The sequence below is a fragment of the Brevibacillus agri genome (genome assembly GCF_004117055.1).
In the GTDB taxonomy this organism is placed as follows: Bacteria; Bacillota; Bacilli; order Brevibacillales; family Brevibacillaceae; genus Brevibacillus; species Brevibacillus agri.
Map to the genome: position 1 here is coordinate 4,479,366 of NZ_CP026363.1, position 12,168 is coordinate 4,491,533.

General features: G+C 54.6%; 11 protein-coding genes. 2 read left to right on the forward strand and 9 right to left on the reverse strand.

Features of this window, described 5'->3' with window-relative positions; genetic code table 11:
- Positions 1-107 precede the first annotated feature (107 nt).
- Entirely contained in the window at positions 108-929 is an 822-nt protein-coding gene (locus BA6348_RS21940) for a divergent polysaccharide deacetylase family protein (RefSeq protein ID WP_026557902.1), read from the forward strand.
- Here the strand turns inward: BA6348_RS21940 and BA6348_RS21945 are convergent.
- Positions 907-1,659 carry an N-acetylmuramoyl-L-alanine amidase family protein gene (locus tag BA6348_RS21945; RefSeq protein ID WP_005833860.1) on the reverse strand — a complete coding sequence of 251 codons (753 nt, stop codon included), beginning with the start codon at positions 1,657-1,659 and terminating at the stop codon, positions 907-909. The genes BA6348_RS21940 and BA6348_RS21945 overlap by 23 nt on opposite strands.
- Positions 1,660-1,787: 128 nt before the next feature.
- On the opposite strand from BA6348_RS21945, the gene BA6348_RS21950 reads away from it, so the two are divergent.
- Positions 1,788-2,732, forward strand: a complete 945-nt coding sequence (locus BA6348_RS21950) for a DMT family transporter (protein WP_025846842.1) — start codon at positions 1,788-1,790, stop codon at positions 2,730-2,732.
- 510 nt (positions 2,733-3,242) lie between these two features.
- Here BA6348_RS21950 and BA6348_RS21955 read toward each other — a convergent pair.
- The 8 genes from BA6348_RS21955 to pnpS form a co-directional block, all read right to left on the reverse strand.
- Entirely contained in the window at positions 3,243-4,817 is a 1,575-nt protein-coding gene (locus BA6348_RS21955; protein ID WP_122953234.1) for a DHA2 family efflux MFS transporter permease subunit, read from the reverse strand.
- Between the two features lie 13 nt (positions 4,818-4,830).
- Positions 4,831-6,060, reverse strand: coding sequence for an efflux RND transporter periplasmic adaptor subunit (locus BA6348_RS21960; protein ID WP_005833853.1), 1,230 nt, complete (start codon positions 6,058-6,060; stop codon positions 4,831-4,833).
- A gap of 6 nt (positions 6,061-6,066) precedes the next feature.
- A complete protein-coding gene (locus tag BA6348_RS21965) occupies positions 6,067-6,726 on the reverse strand; it encodes an efflux RND transporter periplasmic adaptor subunit (RefSeq protein WP_005833851.1) in 660 nt (219 codons plus the stop codon).
- Between the two features lie 9 nt (positions 6,727-6,735).
- Entirely contained in the window at positions 6,736-7,164 is a 429-nt protein-coding gene (locus tag BA6348_RS21970) for a MarR family winged helix-turn-helix transcriptional regulator (protein WP_005833849.1), read from the reverse strand.
- A 200-nt stretch (positions 7,165-7,364) separates the two neighbouring features.
- A complete protein-coding gene (locus tag BA6348_RS21975) occupies positions 7,365-8,303 on the reverse strand; it encodes a VanW family protein (protein ID WP_122953233.1) in 939 nt (312 codons plus the stop codon).
- Positions 8,304-8,371: 68 nt separating this feature from the next.
- Positions 8,372-9,460, reverse strand: coding sequence for a PRK06851 family protein (locus BA6348_RS21980; protein ID WP_005833844.1), 1,089 nt, complete (start codon positions 9,458-9,460; stop codon positions 8,372-8,374).
- A gap of 177 nt (positions 9,461-9,637) precedes the next feature.
- Complete coding sequence (gene phoU / locus BA6348_RS21985) at positions 9,638-10,294, reverse strand: phosphate signaling complex protein PhoU (protein ID WP_005833842.1); 657 nt, start codon at positions 10,292-10,294, stop codon at positions 9,638-9,640.
- A 93-nt stretch (positions 10,295-10,387) separates the two neighbouring features.
- Positions 10,388-12,151, reverse strand: a complete 1,764-nt coding sequence (gene pnpS, locus BA6348_RS21990; protein WP_007784790.1) for a two-component system histidine kinase PnpS — start codon at positions 12,149-12,151, stop codon at positions 10,388-10,390.
- Between the last annotated feature and the right edge of the window lie 17 nt (positions 12,152-12,168).

A 12,168-nucleotide genomic window follows, 5' to 3' on the forward strand; every position in this document is an offset into this window, starting at 1 on the left:
TCCGACCCCTCTCGTGGCAAAACTACTATCTTTTATCGTAACATAGGGCGATCGCCTAAGCCAAGCCGCAGATACTGCGGGTAAACACCGGCGCGGTTGAACAGACTATGAAAAAAATGGACAAGGAAGGCGATCATATGTATTTGCTGAAAAGATTTCCGCTCGTGCTTGCCGCCCTGATTTCCTGCTTCACTTTTTCGTGGACTGCGGCCGCAGGCGACACCGCTCCCCCCGCACAGCCAAAACCGAAGCACTTGGTAGCGTTTGTCATCGACGACTTCGGCAACAACATGGCAGGAACAGAGGAAATGCTGAATTTGCCCGTGCCGCTGACTGTCGCGGTCATGCCGTTTATGCCAAGCACGAAGCAGGACGCGGAGCTTGCCCACAAAAAAGGGCACGACGTGTTCGTCCACATGCCGATGGAGCCTGTCAAGGGCAAACGCTCGTGGCTCGGGCCAGGTGCCATTACGACCGATCTGTCCGATGAAGAAATTCGCCAGCGGGTCGAAAAAGCGATTGACGACGTGCCGCACGCCATCGGGATGAACAACCATATGGGCTCCAAGGTGACGGCTGACGAGCGCATCATGCGAATTATCATGAGTGTCGTCAAAAAGCGCGGCCTCATATACCTGGACAGCAAAACGACAGACAAGAGCGTGGCCGGCAAAATCGCCGAGGAGATGGGCGTACCGCACGCGGAAAACCGGATTTTTCTCGACGACGTCTACTCTGTTCCGCACATCACCAAGCAGATGGAGAAAATATGCAAGCTGATCGGCAACCACCCGCTCTGCATCGCGATCGGGCACGTCGGGCCTCCGGGCAAAAAAACAGCCTCCGTTCTGCGCCAGTACATCCCGCGGATTCAGAAGGAGGCCGAATTTGTCACGATTTCACAGCTTATTCATCAAGTCGGCCATTGATCTGCTGGATCAATGGCTCTTGCCACCAGCTTTCTTCTGCGAACGTCTCCATTTTCAGATTTCCTGTCAAGGTCACGTATTCGCTCACGGCTTCTCTGATGGCCTGGGCGATTTTTTCTTGTGACGCAGGAGTGGTCAGCATTTCACGGTCAGAAGCGTTGCTGATAAACCCCATCTCCACGATGACCGACGGACAGTAGCTGTGACGCAGCATGTAGTACGTCTTGCCCTTGACCGGCTTGTCGTTTGTGTTCGCCAGCCGGTTCAGCGAGCTTTGCAGCAGATCGGCCAGCATAAAGCTCTGTTCATTGCTCTGGTAGAGCACGACTGGCCCGCGGCGGCGCGAATCGCTCGACCAGTTCACGTGCAGGCTCAGCATCATTTGCGGCACGATTTCCTTCGCCAAATTTTTGCGCTGGGCGAGGTCGCGAATATGCCGGGAGCGATTGCCCAGCCAGCGGTTGTCGTCGCTCAGCGCGATATCCTCATAGCGATTCAGCGCTACGCTGTACCCTGCCTTGGTCAGTTGCTCGTACAGGCGCTTGGCAATTTGCAGATTGATGTCTTTTTCATGCAGATTGCCGTAAGAGGTGCCGGAGTCCACCCCTCCGTGGCCGACGTCGATCAGGATGTGGATGGGGGTCAGCGGGATCGCTTCTGTTCGCGCAGGCATGCACACGAGCAAAAGCAACAACACAACGATGCGGAAAAAGGAATGTAGGTATCTCATGCCTGTAGGATTGCCTGATTGAAAAAAAACCTTTCAGGTAACTGGGTAAGCATAACATTGTGAATTTTTCAGGCGAACGGTACAATAGAAAACATCGTGACTTGTAGCTGACATAAGAAGGTGTACACATGAATCAACCATTGGAAAAGCCGCTGTTTCCCCCGTACTTGGCACTGCTCATCGGGGTGATCGCCATCTCCTCGTCCGCGATTTTCGTCAAGCTGTCCAGCGCGCCTGCGCCGATTATCGCCACGTATCGGCTGATTTTTTCCGTCGTCCTGACGCTTCCGTTTTTGCTCTGGAATCGCGGCGCTCTCGCGGAGATCGGAAACATGAGCAGAAAAGTGTGGCTACTCTGTCTATTGTCCGGCGCATTTTTGGCCAGCCATTTTCTGTTGTGGTTCGAATCGTTGAACTACACGTCTGTAGCCAGCTCAACCGTGCTGGTAACGTTGCAGCCCTTATTCGCCTTTATCGGCGGTTACTTCTTTTTCGGGGAGCGCGTGCGGCTGCTCGCACTCTCGGGCGGATTGCTCGCCATCGCAGGCAGCTTCGTCATTGGCTGGGGAGATTTTCAGGTCGGCGGCATGGCTCTTTTCGGCGACGCGCTCGCCTTGCTCGGCGCGGTGACCGTCACCGGCTACTGGCTGGTCGGCCAGTACGTCCGCCAGCACATGTCTTCGTTTACCTACACACTGGTCGTCTACACGGCGACGAGCGTGATTCTGGTCGCCTACGATCTCGTTCTCGGCTATCCGCTGGTCGGCTACCCTGCACAGGACTGGGGCTGGTTTTTCTGCCTCGCGCTGTTCCCGACCTTGCTCGGCCACTCGATTTTCAACTGGGTCATCAAATGGTTGAACACGACCACGATTTCCATGGGCATTTTGGGGGAACCGATCGGAACCGCCATCCTGGCTTACTTCATTCTGGGTGAAGTCGTCACCGTGCCGCAATGGGTCGGCGGACTGATTATCATCGCCGGTATTTATTTGTTTATTCGCTATAACCAACCAGCAAAAGGAGTGTCTCAAGGTGAACAAGCACCCCCAACCCCGAAAAAGCTTGCGTGAATTTGTGAAAGGCCTGAATGTCTGGGCCAAGATTGGCTGGACGGTTTTGCTTGGTTATATTGTGGGGAGGATTGTGTACTGGTTGTGGAAAGTTTCGTCTTAGGGGATTGCCTTGATCGGTACTTTTGGTGAGGCGAGGAAAGAGGCGAAATCGCTGTAGCTTCTTGGAATCCCTGCTGGGAAGCTTCACTGCATGGCTCCGTGGAAAAAGCGAAACCGCGTCCAAAGTGGTCCATTCAAGGAAGATCGAACAACAGAAACAGCTCGCAGAGGAAACAGGAGAAACAAGCGAAGGTCTTTGGGACTCCTGCCCAGCTTCCCCGCCAGAGGCCCCAAGCACCTGCAGCGGTTTCTCCTGTTTCCTCCCTCCGCTACAGCCACGATCCACGCCATTCTTCCAAGCAGTAAGCCCCAGCACAAAAGCCGGAACAAGCACGCAACAATATAAAAGTAGGGTCACTCCCGCATCCTGACATGAGGCTTGCAGAAGTGACCCTTTCGCTTTTTCGTTTAGGCAGCCGCCTTTTGCTGCTCGGGCGCCTGTGGATTTTTCTTAGGTTTTTTATGCAAAAAGTACAAGAGTGGAATCGACAGCGCAATCGGGATTACGGAGACGAGGAAGGTGTCCCCGATTCCTTGCACCAGCGCTTCCTTCGCCATCATCCCGTACAGGATCGTGCTGGCCCCGCCTGCGGCGCTCGCTGCATCTACCCCTGCCTGCGCGTACAAGCCGGAGATGCCGCTGATAAACTGCGTCGCCATATCCGTATTGAGATTGTCTGCGATCGACGCCATGTGGAAATTTTGGCGCGCCTGCATGATAACCGTCAAAATCGCAATTGCAAACGAGCTCATCACCTGACGCAGCACGTTGGAGAGCGGCGAAGCGTCCCCTACGCTCGTGCGCGGCACGGCGTTCATCCCGACTGTGGACAGCGTCATCATGCACAGCCCGATGCCGACGCCACGGATGGTCAAAATCATGTCCATCCAGGAGTGCATGCTGTCTGCCGCGAGATTGTGCAGCTCATAAGTCGTAACCGTCATGATCGTCAGCCCGACCAGCCCGATCGGGCCGATGCCGTATTTGTCCATCAGCTTGCCGCTGATCGGCATCATGACCGCCATCGCGATAGATTGCGGCATCAGCAAAATTCCCGACTCCATGGCCGTCATCCCCTGGATGTTTTGCAGGAAGATCGGCATCAGGAAGATCCCGCCCATCATCCCCATCATGACGAAGCCCGAAGTCAAGATACTGATCGAAAATACCGGGATTTTCAGCAGCCGCAGATCCAAGAGCGGCTGTTCTTTTCCCAGCTCCACCCAGACGAACAGCGCCAGGCTCATGATCGCCACGAAGAACAGGCTGACGATGAAAAAGGACGTCCATCCCTCTGCCTGCCCTTTGCTGAAGGCGAGCAGAAGTGCGCCAAAGCCGACAATCGCCAGGAAAGCCCCGAGGTAGTCGAACTTCAGCTCCGGCTTTTTCGGCGTTTCCTTGAGCAGCACCATACTCATGATAACGGCGAAAATCCCGAACGGAACACCGATCAAAAACAAAAACTGCCAGCTTAAAAATTCGATGAGGTACCCGCCCAATGTCGGACCGAGCGCGGGCGCCGTCATCGAGGCAATCCCGAAAATCCCCAGCGCCATCCCGATCTTTTCGCGCGGGACGATCATGTAAATCATCGACATTCCGATCGGCATAATCATCCCGCCACTCACGCCCTGCACGACGCGAAAGGCGATCAGCGAAGAATCGCTCCAGGCGAGCGCGCAGAGGACGGAGGAGATCGTAAAGGCCGCAAGCGACAGGACGAATATTTTTTTCGCCCCGAACTTGGCCGACAGCGAACCGCTCATCGGAATCATGACGGCGTTTGCCAGCATGTAGCCCGTCAAAACCCATTGCATGGTCTCCGTCGTGGAGCCGAAAATACTGACCATGGTGGGCAGGGCAACGTTAATCAAACTGTTATTCAAAATCGCAACGAAGGTTCCCGAGAGGATCGCGACCAGTGACAGCCACATGCCGCCACTGCCGCTTTTGTCCTCCCGCTGTGCCACCGCTTCCGCCATGCCATCACCCCCGTTAGTTTGCGATTACCTTGGTGCCCTCGGACAATTTGTCTGTCGGATTCAGCACGATCTGATCGTTGTCTTTCACACCTTGGGTTACTGTTGTCCACTCACCGCTGGCGCTGTCTACAGACACTTCCACCTGATGGACGACGTCGTTGTCCACGGTGTAAATGTAATGCTTGTTATCTTTTTCCAGAACAGCCGAGCTTGGCACTTTCATTCCCTGGCTCGCCTGACCTTGCAGCACGACCTCCGCTACCATCCCTGCGCGCAGCAGTCCTTCCTGGTTGCTCACTTTGACCTTGATCGGGAACGAGCTGCTGTTGGCGTCAGAAACCGGGGAGACGAACTCGACAGTTCCTTTCAGAACCTTGCCGCCCAGACTGCCTACTTTGACGTCAACCGTAGAGCCTACTTTGACATTGTTGATCTGATCCTGGGAGACGCTCGCCTCCACCTTCACGTCAGACATGTTCACCAGCACCAGAAGCGGCGAGCCTGCTGCCGCCATCTCGCCCGGATCAATCGAGCGCTTCGCGACGATTCCGCTGATTGGCGCGCGAATGATCGTGTTGTCATAGCTGCTTTTCGCCAGCTCCAGGCCGGAATTGAGACGGCTTACTTCCGCTTGCAGGGCTGCGACCGTATCCGCAGTCGGACCCGCTTTCGCCAGATCGTACTGCGCCTGTGCCTGCTCCAGACCAGTACGCGCCTTTTCCAAATCGAGCGAAACTTTTTCCAATTCCGCCTGGGACAGCGCTCCTGCGTCAAACAAAGCTTTCATCCGGTTGTAGTTGCTCTCTGCTACTTTCAAACCTGCCTGCGCTTGCGTCACGACGCTTGCCAACTGTGTGAGCTGCTCGTTGCGCGCGCCTGCTTTTGTGTCGCGCAGCTTTGCGTTTGCTCCGGCAATCGCGGCCTGTGCCTGGTTGATTTGCTGCTGGTAATCGGCTGCTTCCAGCGTCACCAGGACATCTCCTGCCTTGACGACAGAGCCTTCCTTCGCGTTGACGCTCGCCACTTTGCCCGATACTTTGGAGACGACCTGAATCTCGTCCGAAGCGGCAATTTTCCCGCTCGCAATCAGGCCGGATTGCGAGGACGTCACCTTCCACGTCTTTACAACCGGGATGCTTTCCTCTCCTGTCGAAGCAGAAGACGTATCACTACAGCCTGCGGTAATGAGCGAAATTGCCATCAGCACAGCCGCGATCGATTTCCATTGAGCTGTCTTTTTCATGCCAGATTACATCTCCTTCACTTGCACTTTGATCTCGGCGTTCAAACCGGCAGCCAAATGTAGACCTGCTGTGTCGTCAATGGCAATTTTAATCGGAATCCGCTGGGTGACCTTTGTGAAGTTCCCGCTAGTGTTTACGGCTGGCATCAAGGAAAACGTGGAGTTGGTTGCTTTGCCGATCTCCATCAGATGGCCAGTCAGCTTTTTGCCCGGGTAGGCATCCAGCGTAAATTCTACCTTTTGTCCCAGTTTCAGTCGCTCGATCTCGGTTTCTTCCAGGTTGGCGGAGATGTACAGCTTGCTCTCGTCAATCACCAGCGCAACGGATTGTCCTGTGGAAACAATCTCGCCTTCCTTCGCCTGCGTTTTGATGACCGTGCCAGTGATCGGGGAACGCAGCACGCTGTTTTCCAAAAGGTTTGTCGCGATGTTGGTCGTGTCTTGCTGCCCGACGATCTGGTCGGCTACGACTGTGTCGCCTTCTTTGACAGTGAGGGCAGTCAGCTTGCCTGTCATTTTGGGCATGACCCGATAAATGTCCCCTGCCACTCTGGCATCCTGCGTCGTTACGTAATGTTCACCCTGATACCAGTAGTAGTAACCGATGCCCCCGCCCCCAACAACGAACAGGAGCAAAATGACATACAATACCAGTTTTCGCTTCATGGTTTCTCCTCAGCTTTCTCTCTCTTCTAGTTTCGCAATCAACGTTTCCATCGAGTAAATAATGCCGTCCAGGTCTTCATCCGAAAAACCGTGGAAAATCCGCTTGTAAAATTCCTCTGAAAAAAGGTCCACCTTGGCAAACAGTTCTGTAATCTTCTCCGTTTTCCGAATCCAGACGACACGGCGGTCTTTGTCGTCGCGGACACGCTCGACCAACTGCTCTCTCTCCAGCCGGTCAATGATGCCGGAAACGGTACTGTACGACAGATCGACAGCTTTGCTTAGCTGGCCGATCGTCTTGGGATCGCAATGAATTTGCCGGATGACCATCAACTGAGGAACGGTCAAGCCGTACTTGCTCAGCTCCTTCGTAGCCATCGTCGCAAACGTCTTGTTCAGACGCTTCAGCAATTCCCGTATATGCAAAGGCTTGTTCATGATGCACTCCTTTCCTACCTAATATTTCGGACACGAAATTTTTATCACAGGAAACACTATACGACTTTTTTGATTCCGTGGCAACTATTTCTTTAGGTTAAATTTTAACTAGGTAATTGTAAACGCTACCTTGCCAACCGCGCTGGCGAAACCTTCCGTTTTTCGCTCTCCATACAAAAAAACCAACATGCCCATGCAGCTCAAGGCAATGTTGGTTCTGTGATGGTCTCGGGGCTTGCAGGCCCTTCCTCCGGCGTATTTTGGCGCACGCTCGGCACGTGGCGCGGCTCGTATTCGATCTCGGGAAAAGAGTTCACAGTCACGTACATCGTCCCGTTTCCAGCGATGGCGCGGATCATGACCGGGTATGCATACTTGTTCTGAAAGACAAAATCCGGGCCGTGCCAGCTCACGGTCGCATCCCGGCCAGGGGGCACATAGGCGACGTTCCTGCTGTGGGAATAGCGCTGCATAATATGCAAGCCCGCCTTGTCGACCGCATTGAACAAGGTCGAGGACACTTGGCAAATCCCGCCTCCGATCCCTTCGGAAAGCTCTCCCCTGACGATGATGGGCGCTTGCAGGTAGCCTTTTTCCTTCGTCCTTTGGCCAACTAATTTATTGAAGGAAAAAATTTCTCCCGGCAACACGACGTAGTTGTTGAGCGCCTGTGAAGCGAGCCTGATGTTGTGAGAGCGGTTTTTGTTCCGCGAATTGAAATAGGTGGCATACTGCCCGATCACTTTTTTCCGAACTTGGCTGAGGAGAGCCTTGTCCACCTTTGGATACACTTCCTGGTAGGAGACTTGCATGGTCGCAGCGCCCTGCCCGTAGTAATACTGGTAAAACCGCTCCAAAAAAGCAGCCTCGTCCAGCTTGCGGCCTTTTTTCTCGGGAACGATGGCGCCGTGCGCATTAATCGTCGCATTGATCGGCGCTACATACGCTTCTTTGGCTACTGCGTCTATCAATTTTTGCAAACGGTAGTCATCCGCGACAGGGACACCGTCAACAGGCAAGGTATAATCCGCTCGGTCCAGGATGGCTACCGTTTTGTCTCCCACCTCGACGTGCAAAAAGTTGGTCGGATCGAGGGGATTGGCTAGCAAAAGCAAAGCCAGAGTCAAAGCAAAACCCATCCGGCCACTCACCTCCTTCCTGTAGTATGAGCAGCCGAACGGGTTTCATGCGGTCATGCGCTGTGTCTTTATCCCATCCGCGCCAGTCTGCTCATGATCGCCTGGGCGACCGCTTTGAGCCTGGACTGGTCCGCAGCCTCGCTGTACAGATTGTTCAATTGATCGCGCAGTTCTTTGGCAGCGAGCAAGGACGCCGTAGCTTCCTTGATTTTTTGCGTGTAGCGAGCCTTGATGTCGGCAAGCTCCTCCTGGTACTTCTCGTCGGTGCCAGGAGCGATGGCCCGCGTGTACATGTCGATGACTTCGTCTGTCTCCTTGCTGGGGAAGTATTCGTGCGGGGCGGTGCTGTCGAAAATAGCCAGCCCTTTTTCCGGCACGATCACCATATCCAGGCTGTGCGGGTCCAGCCCGCAATGGTACACCTCCACGTCGTAGCCGCGGTTTTCCGCTTCGACTACCAGCTTTTTCAGCATGGTCGACTTGCCTGATCCCGGTCTTCCTTTGATGAAGTAGCGCTTCTGCAACGAGTCTGTCAGCTTCATGATGTGATCGACAGGCCCATGCGGCGTGGCGGCCCCCAGGTACATTCTGCGCACCCGTGCCTTTTTGCCAAGCTTTTCCTCGCCAAAAAACAGCGCGATTACTTCTTCCGTAACGCGGTTGGCTTCCTCGCGGTTCAAGTTTTCAATGTACGGCGCTTCCCATTCATCGTGAATGCGCAGCGCTTCCCCGAACGACTGATAAGCGGCTTCGCTCTTGGCAAAAATCTCCTCGTACCACGCCGCGATTTGTTTTTTGTAAGGGGCCAGTTGTTCGATGCCGACCGCCGTTTGCAAATTGACCTGGATTTCCGTCACACCGGGCGCAGCAGGTCGCCAGATGCGAGGATAGCTGCCGTCCATAATGGCGACCCTCCACTCGTGAAAAACAACGCCGTCGTATTGCCCGTTCACAAACGGAGAGTGAATCCACTCCACCTGATTCGTCTTGCGCGACATCTCCTTGCCGATGGCTTCGATGAGCGGGGACGTGACTCCCTCCACGACTCCTGACAGGATGTAGACGCGCTCCAGCCCTTGCAGGACCGAATCGTAAAACGTTTTGTATCCTCGCGCCGTGTTGCCTGCGGCGTATATGTGGCGTACTTGTTTTGCCATGCCATTCCCTCCCGTACTTCTTTTGCTGATAATGGGGTTGAATCGTTGTATTGTATGCAGCCAGAAGGAAATAGGCGTCTGTCATGAGCGGAAAAAGCCGCTGCAAGCTTGAGACGGCTCGCAGCGGCTTTTTGGCGTTTGTGGCTTTTTGCTCCGGCAAGACGTTCTCGCCCGGGCTTATTTGTTCAGGTCGGTCATTTTGCCTGTGGACATGTAGATGATCCATTCGCAAATATTCGTGACGTGATCGGCAATCCGCTCCAAATATTGCGCCACCAGCAAAAGATGCGTCCCTTGGGAAATCGCGCTGCCGTTTTTGGTCATGACTTCGATCAAGTCACGGAAAATCGTTGCAAACAGCTTGTCGACGATATCGTCGCGAGCGGCGATCTCTTCTGCCGCTTCCTTGTTGCGGGCGATATAGGCATTCAGGCAATCTCGCACCATCGCTTTTACATGATCGGCCATCAACGGGATGTCAATCAGCGGCTTGATATACGGTTCAGCCATCAGGCGGCGTGTCGTTTTGGCGATGGAGACCGCATGATCGCCCATCCGCTCCAGGTCCGTCACCAGCTTCAGCATCGTTCCCAGACGGCGCAGGTCACTCCCTACCGGCTGCTGCAAAGCGATCAGGCGGAAGCATTCGCTCTGTATCTCCTGCTCCAGCTCGTTGATGACCGGATCGGCGGCAATGACCTGCTCTGCAAGCTGAACATCCCGCTCCACCAAACTTTTAATCGATTTATGAATGGCTTCTTCCACCAATGTGCCCATGGACATGAGCTTGCGATGCAATACGTCCAACTGCTCTTCGAAAGCGTGCCGCGACATGTTCCTCGTCCCCCTTCATTTGTCTGACACGACAAATAGTACAAGGGGATTGTATTGCACGGGTAAAGCTACTATTTTGTTTGTGTAAATATTTCAGCCGAGCGGCAAAGTGACGGTAAAGGTGGTGCCTTTTCCTTCCACACTCTCTACCCCGATCTGGCCGTGCAAGTTGTCGACGAGGTGTTTGACAATCGCAAGGCCCAGCCCCGTTCCGCCGGAGTCGCGGCTGCGCGCCTTGTCGACACGGTAAAAGCGCTCGAAAATGCGCGTGAGGTCTTTTTCCGGGATACCTATGCCCGTATCGGAAACCTGAATCGTCACGTGTTCGTCGTCTGCTTCTGTCCTGATCGTGATCTCTCCGCCTTCCGGAGTGTAGGCGATCGCGTTGGTCAAAAGGTTCAGGACGATTTGCTGGAGACAATCTTTGTCTGTCATCAACCAAATGTCCGGCTGGCTGTCCGGCAGCGTCACCTTCAACTGCTTTCTCTGCGCCTGGTCGTGCATGATCGCCGCTGCCGAGCGGATCAGCTCCTGCACATGCACGCGGCTGAGGTGCAGGGGAATCCGCTTCTGTTCGATTTTGGACAAGTCCAAAATGTCGCGGATCATCCGGTACAGCCGTTCGCTCTCATCCGAAATAATTTGCAGGAAATTGCGGCACGTTTCCTCGTCCTGCATCGCCCCTTCCAAAAGCGTCTCTGTAAACCCTTTGATGGAAGTAATCGGCGTCCGCAGCTCGTGCGAGACGTTGGCGACAAAGTCGCTGCGCATCTTTTCCAGGCGGCGAATGTCGGTGATGTCGTGCAGCACGACGACGACGCCTCGCGATTCCCCTTTAAAATTGATGTACGGGGCAAAATTGACGTCGAGCACGCGCTCCTGCGGATAGTAAATGTGGATCTCCTGCCGGAACTTCTCGCTTTTGTCCAGGCATCTGTCAATGTATTGGGACAGGCCAAAGCTTTTGCCTGCCTCGATGTGCAGCTTGCCTACCAGCTCGTGTCCGGCTGTTCCGAGCAGCTTTTCCACGGCGGGGTTGACGAGCATGATTCTGCGCTGCTCCGAGATGAAAATGACCCCGCTCGTCATGTTGGTCAGCACCCCGGCGAGCCGCTGCTGGTTCTCGGAGATTTCGTACATTTGCTGTTCCAGGCTGGACGCCATGAAATTGATGGCGCCGGCGAGCTGGCCGATCTCGTCCTTGGCCTTGATCCGTACCCGGCTCTCGTACTGGCGCTGGGTAATGTTGCGGGCGACTCGCGTAATTTCCTCGATGGGACGAATAATCGAAAAGGAGATGCGCGACACCACAATCGAGCCGACGACAAGCGTCACCAGCAAGCCTGTCAGCAGGCTGTACCACATGTTGTGGATCGTGTCCGTAATGTCTTTCATCGACATGGCCGAGCGGACGGCACCGACGATGTTCGTCCCCTGCTCGACGGGCACGGCTACGTACATCATGTCATAGCCCAGCGTCTCGCTAAAGCGGCGGGAAATGCCGGTCTCTCCATTGAGCGCCGCGAGCATTTCCGGCCTGTCGTGGTGGTTCTCCATCTCATCGGCATGGGAGGAGTTGTCGTACAGCACCTCGCCTTCCAGGTTGATGATGGTCAGGCGGACTTCGTCGGATGGCGCCACCTGGAGGACGCGATCCGCGAGCATCTCCTGATTGTCAAAAACGGTCGGGAAGCGGACAGCCTGGGCAACCAGCTTGGACTCGCGGGACAAAAGCTCATGCAGCGATTGCAGGTAGGAATTTTCCAATACCTTCGCAAAGTACATCCCCATCAACAGGAGGACCAATGAGATTAATCCCAGAATGGTGAAGGTGAGTTTGATACGAAAGCGAGTCAAGGTCGTGCCTCCCGTTT